Origin of the sequence: Pseudomonas grimontii (assembly GCF_007858185.1) — a bacterium.
Taxonomy (GTDB): domain Bacteria; phylum Pseudomonadota; class Gammaproteobacteria; order Pseudomonadales; family Pseudomonadaceae; genus Aquipseudomonas; species Aquipseudomonas grimontii.
Genome location: NZ_VFES01000015.1, coordinates 197494 through 218288 on the forward strand (window position 1 = coordinate 197494; position 20795 = coordinate 218288).

Consider the following 20795-nt stretch of genomic DNA (forward strand, 5'->3'; position numbering starts at 1 on the left):
AGCCTCGCTTGCGCTCGGCAGCTGCTACGGGTGAGATGGCGCGTAGCAGCTGTCGAGCCCTGGCGAGGCTGCGTGAGGCCCTCACAAACACCCAGCATCACGGTGAATCGCCGCGAGAACGTGGATGGTCAGTGATGTCGGCGGTGCGCCCAACGCAGCCTCGCTTGCGCTCGGCAGCTGCTACGGGTGAGATGGCGCGTAGCAGCTGTCGAGCCCTGGCGAGGCTGCGTGAGGCCCTCATAAACACCCAGCATCACGATGAATCGCCGCGAGAACGTGGATGGTCAGTGATATCGGCGGTATGCCCAACGCAGCCTCGCCAAGGCTCGACAGCTGCTACGCGTTATCCTATTGAAGTTGTGTAGATACTTATGCTCATCGGGGGCAAGTCGAATCGTCGCACCACCCCTCCCACATTTGGACCACGTCGCTTATTAGATGAGCTCTCGAGCAAGGAATGGCGCGGTGCGGCTGGTCTTGCTTTTGGCCACCTTCTGCGGCGTCCCACTGGCAACCACCTTGCCGCCCAGATCCCCGGCCCCCGGTCCGATGTCGATCACCCAGTCACTCTGGGCCACCACGCGCATTTCATGTTCCACCACGACCACCGTATGCCCCGCGTCCACCAGGTGATTGAGCTGGCTGAGCAAGCGGTCGACATCCCGTGGGTGCAACCCGGTGGTGGGTTCGTCCAACACATATAACGTCGCGCCTCGGGCGTTGCGTTGCAGCTCGGTGGCCAGTTTGATCCGCTGTGCTTCGCCGCCGGACAGTTCCGTCGCCGGCTGCCCAAGGCGCAGGTAACCCAGGCCGATATCCCGCAGTACTTGCAGCGAACGCAGTACCCCAGGTTGTTCGGCAAACACCTCCACCGCCTGCTCCACCGTCAGCCCCAGCACCTGGGCGATGCTCAAGCCTTGCCATTTGACGGCCAGGGTTTCGGGGTTGTAGCGCGCGCCGTGGCAGGTCGGGCACGGCGCGTAGACGCTGGGCATGAACAGCAATTCGACGCTGACAAAGCCCTCACCTTCGCAGTTCGGACAACGACCCTTGGCGACGTTGAAGGAGAACTGCCCGGCGTCGTAATCGCGCTTCTTCGCCGCCGGCGTGGCGGCGAACAACTTGCGTACGTTGTCGAACAAACCGGTGTAGGTCGCCAGGTTGGAACGTGGGGTGCGGCCGATGGGTTTCTGGTCCACCTGCACCAGGCGGCGGATGTGCTCCAAGCCGGCACCGATGCGTCCGCCGCTGGTTTGCGGGGCGTCATCTTCCAGGCTCGGTTCTTCGTCGCTGTGCACCCGGCTGCCGAGACCGCTGCCGACCAGTTCCAGCAGCGCCTGGCTGACCAGGCTGGACTTGCCCGAGCCGGAAATACCGGTGACCGCCGTAAAGCAGCCCAATGGGAAATCCACGCTCAGGTCCTTGAGGTTATTGCGCGTAACCCCTTCCAGGCTCAGCCAGCCGGTGGGTTCACGCCGCGTCTGGTGCACAGGGCGCTTGTCGGCAAACAGATAGGCCCGGGTCTGCGACGCCTCGACGTCCGCGAGACCGGCAGGCGGCCCGCTGTACAGCACTTGCCCACCGTGTTCGCCAGCGGCCGGGCCCACATCGATCAGCCAGTCGGCGCGGCGCATGGTTTCCAGGTCATGTTCGACCACAAACAACGAATTGCCCGCCGCTTTCAAGCGTTCGAGCGCGGTGAACAAGGCTTCGCCATCCGCCGGGTGCAGGCCTGCCGAGGGTTCATCCAGCACATAGATCACCCCGAACAACTGCGAGCCCAGTTGCGTGGCCAACCGCAGGCGCTGCAGCTCCCCGGACGACAGGGTCGGCGTACTGCGCTCCAGGGACAGATAGCCCAACCCCAATTCGATCAGGGTACTGACCCGCTCCAGCAGGTCCTCGGCGATGCGCTGGGCCGCGAGGCGTTTTTCCACCGACAGCTTCATCTTGTCCTGCCCCGCCGCCACCGGCCGCAACAACGCGGCCAGTTGCGTCAATGACAGTTGCGACAACTCACCAATGTCCACCCCGGCAAACTTCACCGACAGCGCCGCCTTGGTCAGCCGCTTGCCCTCGCACAACGGGCAGGCGCTGCCCTGCATGAACTGCGAGACACGCTTTTTCATCAGCGCGCTTTGCGTGTGGGTGAAGGTGTGCAGGATATAGCGCCGGGCGCCGCTGAAGGTGCCCTGATAGCTCGGCTCCAGTTTGCGTTTCAGCGCTTCGCGGGTCTGCTCGGGGGTGAAACCGGCATACACCGGCACGGTTGGAGTTTCTTCGGTGAACAGGATCCAGTCGCGCTGCTTTTTCGGCAAGTCGCGCCACGGAACATCCACGTCATAGCCCAGGGTCACGAGGATGTCGCGCAGGTTCTGGCCCTGCCAGGCCAAGGGCCAGGACGCCACCGCGCGCTGGCGGATGGTCAGGGACGGGTCGGGCACCATCAGCGCCTCGGTCACTTCATACACGCGGCCCAGGCCATGGCACTGCGGGCAAGCACCCTGGGGCAGGTTCGGCGAAAAGTCCTCGGCATACAGCATCGCCTGCCCCGCCGGGTAGCTGCCGGCGCGCGAATACAACATGCGGATCAGGCTCGACAGGGTGGTGACACTGCCCACCGAGGAACGCGCACTTGGCGTACCACGCTGCTGTTGCAAAGCAACGGCGGGCGGCAGTCCTTCGATACTGTCCACATCGGGCACGCCGACCTGATCGATCAGGCGCCGCGCGTAGGGCGCCACCGATTCGAAATAGCGGCGCTGGGCTTCGGCATACACCGTGGAAAACGCCAGGGACGACTTGCCCGAGCCCGAGACGCCGGTAAACACCACCAGGGCATCCCTTGGAATATCCACGTCGACGTTCTGCAAGTTGTGTTCGCGGGCTCCGCGCACCCGTACAAATCCAAGGTGCTGGGCGGTAATCGGGGAGATGGAGCGCTGTGAAGTCATGAACAACCTTGTCTGACGGTGAGCACGCTGCGCAGCCGTTGCGTCAGGGCCTCTGGGCTGTAGGGTTTGCTCAGCAGGTGAATGTCAGCGCTGAGCAGATGATTGCTGGAGAGAATGTCCCGCGTGTGCCCCGAGGTGAACAGCACCGCCACCGGCGGCGACTGGGCGCGGGCCCACTCGGCCAGGTCGGTGCTTTTGATGCGGCCGGGCATCACCACGTCGGTGAAGATCAGGTCGGGCCGCACCCCGCCCTGCAAGGCTTGCATCGCGCGGTCGCCGTCCTCGGCCGTCAGCACCGTGTAGCCCGCCTGCTCCAGCAGATCCACCACGGTCACCCGCACATCCTCGTTGTCCTCGACCACCAGGATGGTCTCCTGGCCCACGTCGTGCAGCACGGGTTCAGGGTGAGTCTCCTGGACTTCTTCGTCCAGGCTGCGCGGGAAGTACATTTGCACCACGGTGCCCTTGCCCTCCTCGCTCCACACGTCCACGTGCCCACCGCTTTGCCGAACGAAGCCAAACACCATGCTCAAGCCAAGACCGGTGCCGTGGCCGTTGCGCTTGGTGGTGAAAAACGGCTCGAACACCCGAGCCAGGATCGCCGCCGGCATGCCCACGCCAATGTCCGTGACGGCCAGGCGCACGTACTCGCCGGGCTTGATGCTTTTGCCGATGCAATCCTTGGGGTTGAGGATGATGTTTTCACCGGTGATGCGAATCACGCCCTCGCCTTTCATCGCATCGCGGGCATTGATCGCCAGGTTGAGCAGCGCGTTTTCCAATTGGTTGCGATCGACGTTGATGCACCAGGAATCCTGCGGCAACTGCACATCGATATGAATGGTTTCACCGAGTGCGCGTTGCAGCAGTTCGCCCAGCCCGGCATAGATGCGCTGCGGGTTATACACGGCGGGTGACAGCGGTTGGCGGCGGGCAAACGCCAACAACTGCGATGACAGTTTGGCGCCGCGCTCCACCGCCGCGATAGCCGCAGTGACACGCCGCTGTACCTGGGCATTCTCCGGTTCATGGCGGGCCAGCAAATGCAGGTTGCCAGCGATCACTTGCAGCAGGTTATTGAAGTCGTGGGCCACGCCACCGGTCAGGCCACCGATGGCCTCGAGCTTTTGCGACTGGCGCAGTTGGTCTTCGGCAGCGGAACGCGCCTGGACTTCGGCGGCCACGCGTTGCTCCAGGTTATGGGTCAGTTCCTGGCGCAAGCGTTCGGAATGCACATGGGCGGTGGTTTCCACCACAATCGCCAGCACCCCGGCCGGTTGCTGGTTATCCCCGGCGACGGGGCTGTAGTAAAGATCCAGCCACACCGTTTCCGGCTGGCCGTTGCGCAGCAGCACCAGGTCTTTGTTGTGATAGGACAAGGTGCCGCCGGCCAGGCAGGTGTCCACCACATGGCGGTTGAAGTCGGCGACTTCCGGCCAGCCGAGTTCCACCGGCGTGCCGAGCAAATAAGGATGACGGCCACCGGCAAATACCGAATAGCTGTCGTTGTAGATCATGTACCCCGCCGGCCCCCAGAGCATCACCATGGGCACGGGGGACGCCAGCATCATCTGTACGGTACAGGCGAGGCTGGTGGACCAGCGATCAAGCGGTCCCAGGTCGGTGGTTGACCAGTCAAATGCGCGAATTCGCTGGGCCATTTCGCCGGCCCAACCTTCACAGCCGTGGGGGTCGGATAAGAATTGCATCGTTCGGCTCTGCGCTGAGAAAGGGCGGTCGCAATTTTTTTGAGCGCATCAAGGGAAGATGGTTTCATTTTGCATAAATTAGGGGTTAATCACGCCAAACGCTATCGGCCTCAGTGAAAATCCCGGCTGCGCACCGTGATGCCTTCCAGCAGCGGCGTCAGGTCGGTCAGGCGCCCGGCGATCAGGTGTCGCACCTCGCCAACCGCCTCCCAGCGCCCGTCCACTTTGAGCAACCGCGACCCCACCAGCGCCTGGCGCTGACGTTCGGCCAGGTCGCGCCAGACCACCACGTTGAGGTTGCCGAATTCATCTTCGAGGGTGACAAAGGTCACGCCGCTGGCCGTGCCGGGGCGCTGGCGACCGGTCACCAGCCCGGCGACGCTGACAGTGCGCCCATGCTCCACCGCCTGCAGTTCGTTTGAACTGCGGCAGCGCCGTTTACGCAGCTCGGCGCGCAGCAGCGCCAACGGATGCGGGCCAAGGGTGGTGCCGAGCATGGCGTAATCGGCATGCAGGTCCTCGCCCACCGTCGGTGTTGGCAGCTCCACCACCGCTTCATCGGGGCTGGGCAGGCCCGCGAACAATCCAAGCTGCTTATGCACCCCAGCCACGGCCCAGCGCGCCGTATGCCGGTTGCCGGCCAGGGCACGCAAGGCCCCGGCATCCGCCAGCAACGCCTGGGCACGCGCATCCAGGTCGGCGCGCTGGTCCAGGTCGGCAATGTCGCTGAACGCCCGGCGCTGGCGTGCGGCTTCGATACGCCGCCCATCCTCTTCGCGAAAGCCCGAGATCATGCGCAAGCCCATGCGAATCGCCGGTTGCTGGCCGTCGATGGGTTCCAGGCTGCAATCCCAGTCGCTGGCCTGCACATCCACCGGGCGGATCTGCAAGCGATGGCGCCGCGCATCCTGCAGGATCTGGTCCGGGCTGTAGAAGCCCATGGGCCAGCTGTTGATCAGCGCACAGGCGAAGGCGGCCGGTTCATGGCATTTGAGCCAGCAACTGGCGTAGGTCAGCAAGGCAAAACTGGCGGCGTGGGACTCGGGGAAACCGTAGCTGCCAAAGCCCTTGATCTGCTCAAAGATCTGCGCGGCAAAGGCCTCGGTGTAGCCATTCTTGAGCATGCCGGTGCGCAGGCGCTGCTGATGCGGCTCCAGGCCGCCGTGACGTTTCCAGGCGGCCATGGAACGGCGCAACTGGTCGGCCTCGCCGGGGCTGTAGTCGGCGGCGACCATGGCGATCTGCATCACTTGCTCCTGGAACAACGGGATGCCCAGGGTGCGCTCCAACACGGTTTCCAATTCCGGCGACGGATAGGTGGTGGGTTCTTCCTTGTTACGTCGGCGCAGGTACGGATGCACCATGCCGCCCTGGATCGGTCCGGGGCGCACGATAGCCACCTCGATCACCAGGTCGTAGAATTTTTGCGGCCGCAACCTGGGCAACATCGACATCTGCGCCCGCGACTCGATCTGGAACACGCCAATGGTGTCGGCCTTGCTGATCATCGCGTAGGTGGCCGGGTCTTCCTTGGGGATCGTCGCCAGGGAAAAGTCCAGATGGCGATGGCGACGCAGCAGATCGAAACAGCGGCGGATCGCGCTGAGCATGCCCAGGGCGAGAATATCCACCTTGAGCAGGCCCACGGCATCGAGGTCGTCCTTGTCCCACTGGATGATGGTGCGCTCGGCCATGGCGGCGTTTTCCACCGGCACCAGGGTGTCCAACGGGTACTCGGAAATCACGAAGCCACCGGGGTGCTGGGACAGGTGCCGGGGAAAACCGATCAACTGCTGGGTGAGTGTCAGCACACGGCGCAGGATCGGGCTGTCGGGGTCGAAGCCGCCCTCACGCAGGCGCTCCAGGGGCGGCGCATCGTCACTCCAGCGCCCGCAGCAGTCGGCCAATGCGTTGATCTGGTCCGGCGGCAAGCCCAGGGCCTTGGCCACATCGCGCACCGCACCGGTCGCGTGGTAACTGCTGACCACCGCCGTCAGCGCCGCGCGCGTACGACCATAGCGCTGGAACACGTACTGCAGCACTTCTTCGCGGCGTTCGTGTTCGAAGTCGACGTCGATGTCCGGCGGCTCGTTGCGCTCGCGCGACAGGAAACGCTCGAACAGCATGTTCATCAGGCTCGGGTTGATCTCGGTGATCCCCAAGGCAAAACATACCGCCGAGTTGGCCGCCGAGCCGCGTCCCTGGCACAGGATCGAACGGCTGCGAGCGAAGCGCACGATGTCGTGCACGGTGAGAAAGTAGCTTTCGTAGCCCAGCTCGCTGATCAGTTCCAGCTCGTTGTTGATCTGCTGCAAGGTCTTGGCGTCGACCCCTTGCGGCCAGCGCCGGGCGATGCCTTCTTCGGTGACGGCGCGTAGCCAGGATTTGGCGTCATGGCCCTCGGGCACCAGCTCGCGCGGGTAGTGGTAGCGCAACTGGCCAAGGTCGAAGGTGCAACGGCGCGCGATGTTAACGGTCTCGTCGAGCAAGGCTTGCGGGTACAGCGCGCCCAGCGCCTCGAGGCTGCGCAGGTGACGCTCGCCATTGGGGTGCAGGCGCGTGCCGGCTTCGGCCACCGGCACGTGATGACGGATCGCGGTCATGGTGTCTTGCAGGGCACGGCGGCCGCGCGCATGCATATGCACATCGCCGCAGGCCACCGCCGGGATATGCAGGCTGGCGGCCAGTTGCAGCCGTTGCTCCAGATGTCGCGCATCGTCCTGTCCGCAGTGCAGGTGCACCGCCAGCCACAGGCGATCGGCGAAGGCACGGCGCAACCATTGGAGGGAGGCCTGGGTGTCGCGGTCTTCGGCGACCCATAGTGCCAAGAGGCCGTTGAGGGGTCGGTCGAAGTCTTCTTGCAGCAGGCGATAACGGCCCTTTTCAGCGCGGCGGCGGGCCAGGGTAATCAGGCGGCACAGGGACTGGTAGCCGCTGAGGTCCTGCACCAGCAGCACCAGTTTCGGGCCATTCTCGATGCGCACTTCGCTGCCGATAATCAGCGGCAAGCCCACCGCCTTCGCCGCCTGCCAGGCCCGCACGATGCCGGACAAGGTGCATTCATCGGTGATTGCCAGGGCGCTGTAGCCCTGGCCCTTGGCCCGTTCGAACAACTCCAGCGCGCTGGAGGCACCCCGTTGGAAGCTGAAATTGGACAGGCAATGCAGCTCGGCGTAACTCATGCGAACCAGCCTTGCAGCCACAGCCCATCGCGTTGCCCCACACTGCGATAGGCCCAGCCTTGCTGGCCGGCGCGGGTCCGGATCAGGTAGTAGTCACGGCGAATGTCGGCGCCGTCCCACCAACCGGATTCGATGCGCTCCGGCCCCATGAGGATCTGCACGCCCTGCTCGGCCAGCAAGGTCGGTTCGTCAAGCAACCAACCGGGACGCTGGACCTTATCCAAGGGGGCGCACGGGCTTTTATCCGCCGCCATTTGCCAGGCACATTCGGGGCGATGGTCGGCATGAAAACGCAGGCCTTGCACCGCCTCATCGCCCAGGCGGGCACGCAGGCGTTCGCGCAGTTGTTCCCACGGCAGGGTCTGTTGCGGGCGATCGTCGAACAGGTCCTGGCGTTGCGGCACGAACACCGGCAGGTCCTGGGCCACCAGGCGAAAGCCGCGCACCGGTGAAGTGACCTGTACGTGCTCCAGGCGCCCACGGGCCAGTTCGAACAGCATCGCCGCTTCACGCTCGGCACTCAGCAGGCCGACCGTGATCACGCTGTCCGGCGCCTGGGCGTGTTCCAGGTGCAGGTCAAAGCGTTGCACGCCACTGTCGCGGCCGCAGAGGAAGGCCGAGAGATCGCCGGTCAAACGGCGCAGGGGGAATAACAAGGCCTGGTGGGATTGCACATCGAAATTCAGCTCGATGCGCACATCGAACTGGTCCGGCGGCTGATAGAAGGCCAAGGCCAATGGCCGTTGCCCGGTCAATGCATCCAGGTGCTTGAGCAGACTGGCGTCAAAACGCCGCGCCAGGGTGTGCCGGGGCAACGCCTGCACCTGGGCCAGGGTACGCAGGCCCATGCGCGACAATGCGGTGGCCGCCTGCGGGTCGAGGCCGGCGCGGTCGATGGGCAATGGCGCCAGGGCCTGGAGCAACGCATCCTCATCGGCCACGGCCAGGCCATCATAGAGATTGGCCAGCACCCGCGCCGCCGCCGGGTTGGGCGCGGCGACGATACGGTGACGAAAGCCCAGCTCGGTCAGCTCCTGGCGCAAGCGTGCCTCGAACTGCGGCCAAGGCCCGAACAGGCCCAGGCTCGACTCGATTTCGAACAGCAAGGCGCGCGGGTAATACACGCTGACCTGGGAGCTGAAGCGGTAGGCCCAGGCCGCCAGGAACTGCTGCCAGCGTTCGATTTGCACGGGGTCGTATTCGGCGCTGGCAAAGGTCTTGACCAGGGCATGGGCTGCCGTCAGCGATTGACCGGGGCGCAGGCCCAATGCACGGGCGGCGTCATTGACGGTTTGCAGCACGCGCCGCTGCGTCGTGCCGGCCAGCAGCGCCAGCGGTTGATCCGGCTCGGGGTGCAGGCGCTGCACCCCGTCCAGCGCCAATTGCGGGAAAACAATACACACCCAGCGCATGGCAACCTCAGTGCCCCGCCAGTGCAATCGGCGCCGGGTGGGCCAACCCGCCCCGGCATTTGAGCACCCGCACCTGGGCAGGTTTTGCCTCGACGGCCAGGCGCAAGGCGGCGGGCGAAGCGTTGATCGCCTCACTCAAGGCGCGCCAGGCAAACGCCAGGGTCTGCCCGGTTTCCGCAGCCACCTGCAAGCGACGCAAGGCGCGGTCATCCGCCTTGCGCGGCCAGCACAGCACCGCGCCGCAACTGCCGGAGCGCAGGCACTGCTCCACCGCCCACAGCGCATCGCGCGCCTCGGCCTGGACCACCGACAGCTGGCGCAAATCCACCCCGGCGTTCTGCCACGCGTGGGGGTACGGGGTGTAGGGCGGCGCCACCAGCACAATGCGCTCCCCCGCCGCCGATAAGCGCGCCAGGGTCGGCAGCACCAATTGCAGTTCGCCCACGCCTTCCTTGGCCATGAGGATTTCGCTCAAGGCCGACTCCGGCCAGCCGCCCGTGGGCAGCACCGCATCCAGCGCCGCCAGCCCCGTGGGGTGCACGCTGGCCGGGGGCGCGGCAGGCCGGCCTTTCCAGACGCGGCCGCCATTGAACAGCGTATCCAGTGCAACCACGGCGCCCATCAACCTTGCCTCACCAGGCCGCAGAACACCCCTTCGATGGCCAGGTCCTGGTCGGGGCCTACCACGATAGGTTCGTACACTGGATTGCGCGGCAGCAGGCGCACACGGTCGCCACTGCGTTCGAAACGCTTGATGGTGACTTCGCCGTCCAGGCGCGCCACCACAATCTGCCCGTTCAAGGCTTCGGCACTGCGGCGTACGCCCACCAGATCGCCGTCGAGGATGCCGTCTTCGATCATCGAATCGCCTTGCACCCGCAACAGGTAATCCGGGGTTTTCGCAAAAGTGGCGGGGTCGAGTTGCAGGCGGCTGTGCACTTCGGCATCCGCGCCGATGGGCAGGCCTGCCGCCACTCGGCCAAGCACCGGGACATCCAGCCACTCCGGACGCACGGGCTGGTTGAGCAAACGAATACCGCGCGCCTGGTTGGGGTTGACCTCGATGAAGCCGGCTTCGGTCAGGGCCACTACGTGTTTACGCGCGACGCTGCGGGAGGCAAAGCCGAACGCCTCGGCGATCTCGGCGAGGCTGGGGGGTTGGCCTTGCTGCGCGATACGGTCGCGGATGAAGGTCAGGATGGCGGTGCGGCGGGGGGTCAGGGTTGTCATGGAGTACATTTGTACTCTTATGGGAAATTTCTTACAAGAGCCGGTAGTCGGGGTTGAGTTGACTGAGTACATATCCGTTATTCAGGTAACGGCATACCTGATGTATGCAGATCAAATGTGGGAGGGGCGGTGCGACGATTCGACTTGCCCCCGATTGCAGTGGGTCAGTACCAAATCCATCAACTGACACGCCCTCATCGGGGGCATGGGTATCTACACAATTTTCAGTGGTCTGTGGCGAGGGAGCTTGCTTCCGTGGCGGCCTTTGGGCCGACCATGTCGTTGGGGTTGACCGAGTACATATCCGTTGCTGCGGTAACGGCTACCTATGGTTCCGCCCTTACGGCGGGTCACTTTTGGAAAAGAGCCCCAAAAGTAACCAAAAGGGCTCTTGCCCCACCACTCGGTACCTCGCCTAGGCTCGGTATGCCCGAACGAAGGCTTGAATCCGTGGGCCGCCGTCATGGGCCATCCTTGGCCCAGGACGGCTAACCCGGCGTCCTGCCGGGTTACCCACGGATTCAAGCCTGCGTTCGGCCAGCGTGGTTAACGGGGCGCCTAGGATCAAGATCAAAAGCCAGAGCAAAAGCAGAGCAAAAGCAGGCTGAGGTCTACCTGCTGGATGGAGATCCAAATGTGGGAGGGGGCTTGCCCCCGATGAGGGAGTGTCAGTTGATGGATTTGGTACTGACCCACTGCAATCGGGGGCAAGCCCCCTCCCACATTTTTAACCCAGTACACCAGACCCAACTCCGGTCGGCTCTAAGGCCGCCTCGCTTTGGCTTTTGATCTCAAATCGCCCCGTCAAACACGCTGGCCGAACGCAGGCTTTGGAGCGTGGGTAACCCGGCAGGACGCCGGGTTAGCCGCGCTGGGCCAGGGATGGCCCATCGCGGCGGCCCACGCTCCAAAGCCGGAGTGAGGGCACACCGAGCCTAGGCGAGGTGCCGAGTGTTGGGGCGTGGACCTTTTGCTTACTTTTGGCTGGGCCGGCATTCCGGTCCCTCCAAAAGTGAGCCGCCGTAAGGGCGGAACCCTAAGCCGCCGTTACCGCAGCAACGGATATGTACTCGCTAAAACTCCAAAAAAACGGTCGGCCCGAAGGCCGCCACGGGAGCAAGCTCTTATAGAACAAAATTTATCTCATTAATTTTAAAAATAAATTATTTGCCGATTTATCGGCATGTTCTCTGCGCGAAAGCGCAGCCTGTTTACAGGCTGGGCGGCCTCCCTCGCCACAGACCGCTGAAAGAAGTTGTGTAGATACTTATGCTCATCAGGGGCAAGCCCCTTCCACATTTCTACCGAGTACACCCGGAACAACTCCGGTCGGTCCAGAGGCCGCCAAGCTCACCCGCCTCCCGCCATATGCTCCGCAATCCTGCCCCTCAACCACCGCTCTGCCGGATCATTGTCATGCACTCCACTCCACACCATCGACAACTCCGCCGCATCAATCGCAAACGGCGGATCCTCTGCCCGTAATGCCGTACCCTCGGTCAATGCACACGCCGCATAGTCGGGCACCGTCGCAATAATCTGCGTACCAGCCAGCAATGCCCGCAAGCCGCTGAACTGCGGCACTGCCAGCACCACCCGCCGGGCGCGGCCGATGCGGGCCAGGTCCAGGTCGATGTTGCCGCTCAAGTCTCCCGAGAACGACACCATCGCATGGGGCCGTGCGCAATAGTCGTCGAGGGTCAGCGGTTCAAGGCCGTCATCACCGCGCAGTACCTTGCAGGGAATGTCCCGCAGTTTCTTGCGCTTGGCATTCGCCGGCAGTTCGGTGGTGTAGCTCACGCCTACCGAGATCTCACCACTGGCCAGTAGCGCGGACATCAGCAGGTAATTGGCGCGGCGTACCACCACGATAATGCCTGGGGCTTCTTCGCGCAGTTGGCTGAGCAAGGGGGGGAACAGGCCGAACTCGGCGTCGTCGGACAGGCCGATGCGGAACACCGCACAACTGGTGGAAGGGTCGAAGTCCTTGGCGCGGCTGACCGCGCCTGAAATGGTGTCCATGGCCGGTTGCAACTCCTTGAGTATCGCCACGGCGCGTGGCGTGGGTTCCATGCCGCGGCCATTGCGCAGCAGCAACGGGTCGTCGAACAAATCCCGCAGCCGGCCCAATGCCGCACTCACCGCCGGTTGGCCCATAAAGAGCTTTTCGGCGACCCGGGTCAGGTTCTTCTCGAACATCAGCGCTTCGAAAATCACCAACAGGTTCATGTCGACGCGGCGCAGGTCGTTGCGGTTCATGGCGGTATCCAAACGGTTAGCAGGCCGCCAGCTAAGCAGGCAAAACACTGCCTGGATTGCATGCCTGTGCTGTCTTTTCCGTGACCGTACCTGGCGAAATTAACAACGATTAACTCGCCAGCCAGACGGTACGGCGCCAAAAATGACCCGGTCTACACTGCATCCATTCACCGGGAACGCTCCCATCGACTGCGGATATTCGTCATGGCCCGACCTGCGTACTGTGCTCCTCGCTTATCCGCTACCGGCGGCCTGTGCCCCCGGCGCGAGCGGATCGCCAAGCAATTGATCCTCGCCAACCTTGGCGAAAGCCTGGCGATTGCCGACCTGGCCCAAGCCTGCGCCCTGTCGCGCAGCCATTTTTCCCGCGCATTCAAGTGCACCACCGGGCTGTCGCCCCAGGAATGGATACGCCAGCAACGCATCCAACGGGCCAAGGAACTGATCACCGGTTCCTCCTTGAGCCTCACGCAAATCAGCCTGGAGTGCGGGTTTTGCGACCAGGCGCATTTCTGCCATATGTTCACGCGCAGCGAGGGCGTCAACCCGATGACCTGGCGAAATCACCAACTGCGTCACAAGCCTCAAGAGATCGCTGCCTAGTGGTCTGCGTGTACCTGGAATATGCTGGCCGCTTACTTTTCCCAGAGCATGGCGCCCCATGAGTGACCCACGCGACCAGGCCGTGCATTTCGGCCCTTACCGCATACACCCGCACCAGCGCCTGGTGCTGGAGGCCGGTCGCCCGTTGCGGTTGGGACGGCGGGCAGTGGACATCCTGCTGATCCTGCTGGAGCAGGCCGGCAATGTGGTGAGCAAGCAGGAACTGATCGCCCGGGTCTGGCCTAAAAGCGTGGTGGAAGACGGCAACCTGCGGGTGCATATGGCAGCGCTGCGCAAGGCTCTGGGCGATGGCCAGGCCGGACAGCGCTATATCGTCACGGTGGCCCAGCGCGGCTACAGTTTTGTGGCACCACTGAGCATCGAGCCGATGAGCCTACCCACCGAAGGCGCGCCCCAACGCCCGAGCCACAACCTGCCGCTGCGACGCACGCGCATGCTGGGTCGCCAGGCCCTGATCGACAGCCTGGTGCAGCACCTGCCCGAGCAACGCTTTATCACCCTGACCGGCGCCGGCGGCATCGGCAAGACCACCGTCGCGTTGCGCGTGGCGGAATTGTTGATCGGACATTACCGCGACGGGATTCGCCTGCTGGACCTGGCGCCCCTCAGCGCGCCGTCGATGATCCTGCCCAACCTCGCCGCACTGCTCGACCTCACCCACACTGAGCACGAACCGTTGGCCGTGTTTGCGCGCCGCCTGCAGGAGTACCAATTGCTGCTGGTGATCGACAACTGCGAGCACCTGCTGGACGACATCGCGCTGATCAGCGAAACCCTGCTGCGCCACGCGCCCAAATTGCACATCCTGGCCACCAGCCGCGAGGCCTTGCGCGCCGAGGGCGAGTCGGTGCAACGCCTGGAACCCCTGGCCTGCCCGCCCGCCACCGGCAACCGCGCCCAGGCCCTGGGCTATCCGGCCCTGCAACTGCTGATCGAGCGGGCCATGTCCCATCAGGACAGTTTCGAACTGAGTGAAACCGAACTGCCCCTGGCCATCGACATCTGCCAACGCCTGGACGGCATTCCCCTGGCAATCGAGCTGGTGGCCGCGCAGATCGAGCGCTTCGGCCTGCCCGGCCTGCTGGTGCAGATGGAAGACAACTTCCGCCTGCTCACCCGTGGCCGACGCAGCGCCCTGCCCCGCCATCAAACCCTGCGCGCCACCCTGGACTGGAGCTTCGAACTGCTCACCGGCTGCGAGCAAATCTGCCTGCGTCGCCTCGCGGTGTTCCGGGGTGGCTTCAGCCTGGCCAGTGCCGCAGCGGTGATCGCCGGGCAACAGGTTGCGCCGGCCGAAGTACTGGGTTCGATCACCCAACTGGTGGCGAAATCCTTGCTCAATGTGGAGGCCGGGGATGACGAGGTGGTCTATCGCCTGCTGGACATCACCCGCACTTATGCCCTGGAAAAACTCAGCGTTGCCAATGAGCTCGACGCCACCCGCGAACGCCACGCCAACCGCTGCCTGGTCCTGATGAACCAGGCGCAGGACGATTGGGAGCAGACGGCTACCCAAACCTGGATCGACCGCTATGCCCCGCTGCGCGAAGACATTCGTGCCGCCCTCGACTGGGGCCTGGGCGACCAGGGTGTCCACCTGCTGGGCATTCGTCTGACCGTCAGCGCCATGCCGTTGTGGCAGGAGCTGTCGCTGCTGCGCGAACACGGCCTGTACGTGGGCAAGGCGCTGGCGCGGCTGGGGCAATCGAGCACGCCAAGCCCGCACTTGAACATGGCCTTGCAATTGGCATTCGGCAGTTTTTCCTATCACACCCAGGGCGGTACGCCGCAGACCATCGAAGCCTTTGCCCGTGCGCGACGCCTGGCCGAAGTCGACAGCAACCTGGTCGGCCAACTGCGCGCGGTGTCGGGGCAAATGACGGTCAGCCTGTGTGGCGGCGACTACAGCGAGGCCTTGGAGCAAAGCCTGCATTTCGACCGGTTGGGGCCGCAGGCCGAGCCGTTGCTGGCCCTCAGCGCCCAACGCCTGAGGGTGCTGGCGCAGCACTTCGCCGGCAACCAGGCGCTGGCGCAGCAGAATGCCGAACAGGTGATCCAGCGCATGGCCCAGAGCGGCCATCTCAACCGGTTTACCCACGGCTTTGGCGTGCAGTACGACCAGAGCGTGGCCTCGTTGACCATCCTCGCGCGCATCCTGTGGCTGCGCGGCTTCCCCGAACGTGCGTGGCGCACCGCAAACCAGGCACTGGCGTTGGCGTTGCAGATCAACCACGGCACATCGATTTGCTACACCCTGGCCCTGGCTGGGGTGGTCATCGCTCACTACAACGGCGACACCGTCGCGGCCCGCGACCAGTTGGACCTGCTGTTACAGCAGGCGCAAAAGCATTCGGTGCAGTTGTTCCACTCCTGGGCGCAGTGCTACGAAGGTACGGCGCAGATCGCCGATGTGCAGGGATTGGGGCTGGTCGAAGACATCCTGGTGACCTTCAACGCCCACGCAGTGGATGAGGCCTTGTTCGCACGCGCCCGGAGCGGTGCGGCCGGCTGGTGCAGCCCGGAAATCCTGCGCGTGCGCGCCGAGGCCATGCCCGATGCCCACGGGGCTGAGGCGCTGCTGCTCGAAGCCCTGGGCCTGGCACACCAGCAAGGCGCGCTGGCCTGGGAGCTGCGCTGTGCGGATTGCTTGGCGCGGCTGTGGCAAAAGCAGGGTCGTGTGCAGGCCGCCCGCGAGCTGCTGGGTTCGGTCTACGCGCGATTTACCGAAGGCTTCGCCACCCAGGACCTAGTCCGCGTAGGCCGCCTGCTCGACGAGTTGCAGGACAAACGGCCGGCCTGAAAACGCCCCCAGGTAATGCCCATAGCCCCGTTGCAAACGCGCCACCTGCTGCGGGTCGCGCAGGAGTGCCAGGCCATAGCTGCGTACGCTGTTGAGCAGGCGATAGCGCGGATAGCCCGGACCGGGTTCGAGGCTCAGCAGCGAGGTGCCGACCAGGCGCCCGAGCAGGTACGACAAGTCGGCGTGCTCCAGCTCGGTACCGGCCACCAGCTTACTCAGGGTGGGCAAGGTCACCGCCATCTTGAACAAGCTCAGTTGCAGGAACAGCCAGCGCTCCGGCAGGCTCAGCCGCTCGTATGTCCAGTCCAGGGCGGCGGTCACGGATTGATGGCGCTCCACCGCCGTGCGGCGACCCCGGGTCAGTACCTGTAATCCACTGTGCAACTGCGCCTGTAAACCGCGTACGCCCAGCGCGTCCACTTGGGCGGCCGCCAGTTCAAGGGCCAGGGGAATACCGTCGAGGCGCCGGCAGATGTCCCGCAACGGCGCCAGGTCCTGTTGCCGCAACACAAAACCCTGTTGACCGGCACACGCCCGTGCGACGAACAGTTGCACGGCGGGGAACGCCATCGCCTGTTCAACACTGCCCATCGCCGACGGTGCCGGCACGCCCAGTGAGGGCACGCGCTGCACCCATTCGCCTGGGGCCTGCAACGCTTCACGACTGCTGACCAGCACGCTGACCGCGGGCGCGTTTTCGCGCAGCGCCCACAGAAGATGTCGACAGGCACCGAGCAGCAGGTCGGCGCCGTCGAGTACCAGCAGCAATTGCCGGGAGACCAACTGGCGGCACAACTCAGTGACACTGCCGCAGGGCTCCAGGTGCAGGGCCGTGGCCAGGTGGCGCAGCATCATCAGCGGCGTCTCCACTGTGGCCAGGTCGACCCACCACACACCATCGCGGTAGCGCGGCAACACGCGCTCGGCCAGCGCCAGGGCCAGGGTGCTCTTGCCCACGCCGGCGCAACCGGTAAGGGTCATCAGGCGCTGCCCGGACACACGCCGCGCCAGCACGCCCAGCAGCTCAGCGCGACCGATCACCGGGCTGAGCCGGGTGCCGAGGTTATGCCGGGGCAGCACCGTTGCGGTGGCAACCTCCACGGGTGCAGCGAAACAGTAACCGCGCTGGGGGTCATTGAGGATAAGACGTTGCCCGTCGAGGGCACGGCGCAGTGCCGCGATGTGCACCCGCAGGTTGTTCTCTTCCACCACGCTGCACGGCCAGACCCGCTCGATCAAGGTAGCCTTGCTGATGAATTGCCCTGGCGACTCCAGCAGCACCGCAAGGACATCCAACGCCCGCCCGCCCAATGGCACCGGCCAACCCGCCTTGCTCACCAGCCGCTGCTGCCGGTGAAAGGCATACTCACCGAAGCGCACCGTGCTATCCGCGTCAATCGCCTGAGGGATATTCATGTCTGCAATCGCGCTGGAACACCCGGTCTTGGGCGTCCGCGCATCCTTTTCCATGGGCTCGACGCTATCTTGCCAGCTACCCGCGACAGGGCAATGCTGGCACGGGGAGCGATACGGACAATCGGGTGCGCGAGACGGACATCCTGTCGTTAACTGAACTGCTGGCGGTATTGGGTAGGGTTGAGGCCGAGTTTTTCACTGAATAGAAAGCGCATGTGCCGCACGCTGCCGAAGCCTGCGTGGAACGCCACAGTCTTGAGCGGCAGGTCGGTGGTTTCCAGCAAATGCCGGGCGCGGTCGATGCGCGCGCCTTGCAGGAAGGCCATGGGTGTCATCTGCACGTCCTTGGCGAACAACCGGGCAAAGTGGCGTGCACTCATGCCGGCCAGCTCGGCCATGGACTCGATGGTGAAGGGTTGGTCCAGATGCGCGAGCACATGGTTCTGCACGCGGGTGATCGCGGTTTCCTGGGGCGCCACGGACGCGGTCATCGGGCTGAACTGGGCCTGGCCGCCCTGGCGTTTCATCACCACCAGCAGCACCTTGGCCACATCCACCGCCACTTGCTTGCCATGGTCCTGGGCGACGATCGACAACGCCAGGTCGATACCGGCGGTGACCCCACCCGAGGTAATCAACCGCCCGTCCTGCAGGTAGATGCGATCCGTCTCGACAATGGCCTTGGGGAAGGCCTTGATCAGGCGCTCGGTGTAGTGCCAATGGGTGGTCACGCGGCGCTCGTCGAGCAACCCGGCGTGGCCCAGCACAAAGGCTCCGGTGCAGATCGAGCCGAAGCGCCGCGCCCGTGGCGCCGCCGCCTTGAGCCAGGGCAGCAACGCCGGGTGGCATTCGTTATAGGCACCCGGGCCGCCGGGCACCAGCAGCAGGTCATAAGCCGCGTGGGCCTGGTCCAGCAGCAGATCAGTCTGGACCATCACCCCATTGGAGGCGCGCAGCGGGCCAGGCTCGGTGCCCAGGGTGAGGATCTGGTAATGCTCCGCCGCCGGCAGGTAGCGGTTGGCAATGGAAAACACTTCGAGCGGCCCGGCCATGTCAAGCAAGAGGAAGTCCGGGAACAGCGCCATGGCCACGGTTTTCATACGGGAAGAATCCATCGGGGGAAGAAAGCGAAATGCATTATGGCATGCCTTTCACTGTCAATCTGAAAGAGACAGTTATTCAGATCTCAGCTTCTTAATGAATATTTCGGTTACCAGTAATCTTCTTCTCAACGCAAGCGCCCTGCATCTCGCAGCCCGCGCTCACTTGAGGACAAGACCATGCTGACCCTTCGCAAAGCTTCCGAACGCGGCGCCGCCAATCACGGTTGGTTGAAGTCGTTCCACACCTTCTCGTTCGCCAACTATTGGAACCCCGAAGAACAGGGCTTTTCCGACCTGCTGGTGATCAACGACGACCGCGTCGCGGCCGGCAAAGGCTTCGGCCAGCACCCGCACCGCGACATGGAGATTTTCTCTTATGTGCTTGAAGGCGCCCTGGAACACAAGGACACCCTGGGCACCGGCTCGGTGATCCGCCCCGGCGATGTGCAACTGATGAGCGCCGGCAGCGGCGTGGCCCACAGCGAGTTCAACCACAGCCAACGCCAGGGCGTGCACTTCCTGCAAATCTGGATCGTGCCCGCCGTGGCCGGTGCCGAGCCGCGCTATCAACAGGAGCACTTCAGCGCGGCGCAGAAACGTGGGCGCCTGCAACTGATCATCTCGCCGGACGGCAGCGACGGCTCCCTTACCGTGCGCCAGGACGCCCGGGTGTACGCCGGGCTGTTCAACGGCGACGAAGCCGCGACCCTCGACCTGCCGCCGGATCGCCACGTGTACATCCATGTGGCTCGGGGCAGCGTGGACATCAACGGCCAGCGCTTGCAGGAAGGCGACGGTGCCCGAGTGCGCGATGAGCGGCAAATCCGCCTGAGCCAGGGCCAGGATGCCGAGGTGCTGGTGTTCGACCTGCGCCCCCAGGAACGGCCACAGATGCCGTGACCGGCGCGGCGATGGCCCTTTGAAACGGGCCATCGCTGGCATCGATAGTCACCATCAGCCCAATGAAGTTCTCTTAAAAAATGCAACGCGTAACATCAAACCCATACCAGGCAACACCCAACTAAAACACTCGGAGCACACCATCATGAAACGCCAAATCTTGCTTAGCCTCGCTTTCTCGGTACTCGCTGCAAACGCATTTGCCCACCCTGTTGTTGCTGAAGGCGGCGCGGATCGCCTGATCGAAAGTCGTGTTGCCGAAGGTGGCTCGGATCGCCTGCTGGAACGTCGTGTTGCCGAAGGTGGTGCTGATCGCCTGCAACAACACGGTATTGTTGAAGGTGGCGCTGATCGCCTGCAACAACGCGGTATTGTTGAAGGTGGCGCTGATCGCCTGCAACAACGCGGTATTGTTGAAGGTGGCGCTGATCGCCTGCAAGGCAACCGCGTCGCCGAAGATGGCGCTGACCGCCTGCAAGGCAACCGCGTTGCCGAAGGTGGCGCTGATCGCTTGCAGGAACGTGGCCTGGCCGAAGGCGGTGCCGATCGTTTGCAGCAACGCGGTATTGTTGAAGGCGGTGCTGATCGCCTGCTGGACAACCACGCTTAATCCCGCACTGTTCGCGGGGCACCCCAAACCGGCCTGATCAGCCGGTTTTTTTTCGCCTTCGATTAATGCAGGTCTCGGTCCACCCACACCACCGCCTTGCCAATCTGCTGCCGTGCTTCGATGCGCTCATGCACCTGCTGCAGCGTTTCCAACGTGTAATACCCTTCGATTGCCACCGTCAACGTGCCTTCGAGCATCGCCGCAAACACCGCGTTGGCGCGCCGTTGTACGGTCGCGCCGTCGGCCATATGATCGGCCAACCGGGGGCGCGTCAAAAACAGCGAGCCCGCTTCCCCCCGTTCGATCGGGCCGCGATGCAGTTGCGCCGCTGAGGCAACCGAGGCGACGTCCACCCACCATCGGCCCGCCCCGCCGGGCGTTTTCTCGCCCGGAGAAGGCAACGCTTAAACCGGCGCCCGTCAAAAAAATCGTTGGAACTAAAATACTTATCGAGCATTAAGAGTTTGCACTAGTGGCTTGAGCGGTTAATCCATTAATTTATTTTTTATCACACTCAGCTTCGCTTTATGTACCGAGCTAATGATGGCCTCAGCCGTTTTATTCCACTTGAACGGCTTGGCTGAATGCTCATTGTG

Annotated in this window: 13 protein-coding genes and 1 pseudogene; 4 read left to right on the forward strand and 10 right to left on the reverse strand. The window is 63.9% G+C overall.

The features are described 5' to 3' along the window. Positions 1-434: 434 nt before the first annotated feature. From uvrA to FIV39_RS22790, 7 genes are all read right to left on the reverse strand, one after another. Positions 435-2954 (reverse strand): excinuclease ABC subunit UvrA, encoded by a 2520-nt coding sequence (gene uvrA, locus FIV39_RS22760; RefSeq protein ID WP_090403307.1) that lies wholly within the window; start codon positions 2952-2954, stop codon positions 435-437. Further along, positions 2951-4663: an ATP-binding protein gene (locus FIV39_RS22765; RefSeq protein WP_090403305.1), complete on the reverse strand. Its 1713-nt coding sequence runs from the start codon at positions 4661-4663 to the stop codon at positions 2951-2953. The genes uvrA and FIV39_RS22765 overlap by 4 nt, the downstream gene beginning before the upstream one ends. Before the next feature lie 110 nt (positions 4664-4773). Further along, positions 4774-7866: an error-prone DNA polymerase gene (locus FIV39_RS22770; RefSeq protein ID WP_208603993.1), complete on the reverse strand. Its 3093-nt coding sequence runs from the start codon at positions 7864-7866 to the stop codon at positions 4774-4776. Further along, entirely contained in the window at positions 7842-9257 is a 1416-nt protein-coding gene (locus FIV39_RS22775; RefSeq protein WP_090403303.1) for a Y-family DNA polymerase, read from the reverse strand. Before FIV39_RS22775 ends, FIV39_RS22770 begins: the two co-directional genes overlap by 25 nt. A gap of 7 nt (positions 9258-9264) precedes the next feature. Continuing rightward, positions 9265-9879 carry a translesion DNA synthesis-associated protein ImuA gene (gene imuA / locus FIV39_RS22780; RefSeq protein WP_090403301.1) on the reverse strand — a complete coding sequence of 205 codons (615 nt, stop codon included), beginning with the start codon at positions 9877-9879 and terminating at the stop codon, positions 9265-9267. Continuing rightward, positions 9879-10496, reverse strand: a complete 618-nt coding sequence (gene lexA, locus FIV39_RS22785) for a transcriptional repressor LexA (protein ID WP_090403299.1) — start codon at positions 10494-10496, stop codon at positions 9879-9881. Before lexA ends, imuA begins: the two co-directional genes overlap by 1 nt. Positions 10497-11837: 1341 nt before the next feature. Further along, positions 11838-12746, reverse strand: a complete 909-nt coding sequence (locus tag FIV39_RS22790) for a LysR family transcriptional regulator (RefSeq protein ID WP_090403296.1) — start codon at positions 12744-12746, stop codon at positions 11838-11840. Positions 12747-12950: 204 nt separating this feature from the next. On the opposite strand from FIV39_RS22790, the gene FIV39_RS22795 reads away from it, so the two are divergent. Both FIV39_RS22795 and FIV39_RS22800 read left to right on the forward strand, forming a co-directional pair. Further along, the gene (locus tag FIV39_RS22795; RefSeq protein WP_090403294.1) at positions 12951-13349 is read left to right on the forward strand and encodes a helix-turn-helix domain-containing protein; all 399 of its coding nucleotides are present in this window, start codon (positions 12951-12953) and stop codon (positions 13347-13349) included. Between the two features lie 58 nt (positions 13350-13407). Beyond that, positions 13408-16170: an ATP-binding protein gene (locus FIV39_RS22800; protein ID WP_090403292.1), complete on the forward strand. Its 2763-nt coding sequence runs from the start codon at positions 13408-13410 to the stop codon at positions 16168-16170. On the opposite strand, the gene FIV39_RS22805 is transcribed toward FIV39_RS22800, so the two are convergent. Both FIV39_RS22805 and FIV39_RS22810 read right to left on the reverse strand, forming a co-directional pair. Further along, positions 16117-17640, reverse strand: a complete 1524-nt coding sequence (locus tag FIV39_RS22805; RefSeq protein ID WP_090403290.1) for a winged helix-turn-helix domain-containing protein — start codon at positions 17638-17640, stop codon at positions 16117-16119. The genes FIV39_RS22800 and FIV39_RS22805 overlap by 54 nt on opposite strands. Positions 17641-17735: 95 nt before the next feature. Continuing rightward, positions 17736-18686 carry a GlxA family transcriptional regulator gene (locus FIV39_RS22810; protein WP_090403288.1) on the reverse strand — a complete coding sequence of 317 codons (951 nt, stop codon included), beginning with the start codon at positions 18684-18686 and terminating at the stop codon, positions 17736-17738. 180 nt (positions 18687-18866) lie between these two features. Between FIV39_RS22810 and FIV39_RS22815 the strand changes: the two genes are divergently transcribed. Both FIV39_RS22815 and FIV39_RS33575 read left to right on the forward strand, forming a co-directional pair. Next, positions 18867-19589: a pirin family protein gene (locus FIV39_RS22815; protein WP_090403286.1), complete on the forward strand. Its 723-nt coding sequence runs from the start codon at positions 18867-18869 to the stop codon at positions 19587-19589. 145 nt (positions 19590-19734) lie between these two features. Beyond that, entirely contained in the window at positions 19735-20199 is a 465-nt protein-coding gene (locus FIV39_RS33575) for a phage infection protein (protein WP_090403284.1), read from the forward strand. 62 nt (positions 20200-20261) lie between these two features. On the opposite strand, the pseudogene FIV39_RS22825 reads toward FIV39_RS33575, so the two are convergent. Beyond that, positions 20262-20507: pseudogene (locus tag FIV39_RS22825) on the reverse strand (zinc-binding dehydrogenase); the annotation flags it as partial. Positions 20508-20795 lie beyond the last annotated feature (288 nt).

Coding starts and splice junctions, on each gene's coding strand:
- lexA (WP_090403299.1), bottom strand. CDS start 10,496: ATGTACTCCATGACAACCCTGACCCCCCGCCGCACCGCCATCCTGACC.
- FIV39_RS22765 (WP_090403305.1), bottom strand. CDS start 4,663: ATGCAATTCTTATCCGACCCCCACGGCTGTGAAGGTTGGGCCGGCGAA.
- FIV39_RS22800 (WP_090403292.1), top strand. CDS start 13,408: ATGAGTGACCCACGCGACCAGGCCGTGCATTTCGGCCCTTACCGCATA.
- FIV39_RS22790 (WP_090403296.1), bottom strand. CDS start 12,746: ATGAACCGCAACGACCTGCGCCGCGTCGACATGAACCTGTTGGTGATT.
- FIV39_RS22775 (WP_090403303.1), bottom strand. CDS start 9,257: ATGCGCTGGGTGTGTATTGTTTTCCCGCAATTGGCGCTGGACGGGGTG.
- FIV39_RS22815 (WP_090403286.1), top strand. CDS start 18,867: ATGCTGACCCTTCGCAAAGCTTCCGAACGCGGCGCCGCCAATCACGGT.
- FIV39_RS22795 (WP_090403294.1), top strand. CDS start 12,951: ATGGCCCGACCTGCGTACTGTGCTCCTCGCTTATCCGCTACCGGCGGC.
- imuA (WP_090403301.1), bottom strand. CDS start 9,879: ATGGGCGCCGTGGTTGCACTGGATACGCTGTTCAATGGCGGCCGCGTC.
- uvrA (WP_090403307.1), bottom strand. CDS start 2,954: ATGACTTCACAGCGCTCCATCTCCCCGATTACCGCCCAGCACCTTGGA.
- FIV39_RS33575 (WP_090403284.1), top strand. CDS start 19,735: ATGAAACGCCAAATCTTGCTTAGCCTCGCTTTCTCGGTACTCGCTGCA.
- FIV39_RS22810 (WP_090403288.1), bottom strand. CDS start 18,686: ATGAAAACCGTGGCCATGGCGCTGTTCCCGGACTTCCTCTTGCTTGAC.
- FIV39_RS22805 (WP_090403290.1), bottom strand. CDS start 17,640: ATGGAAAAGGATGCGCGGACGCCCAAGACCGGGTGTTCCAGCGCGATT.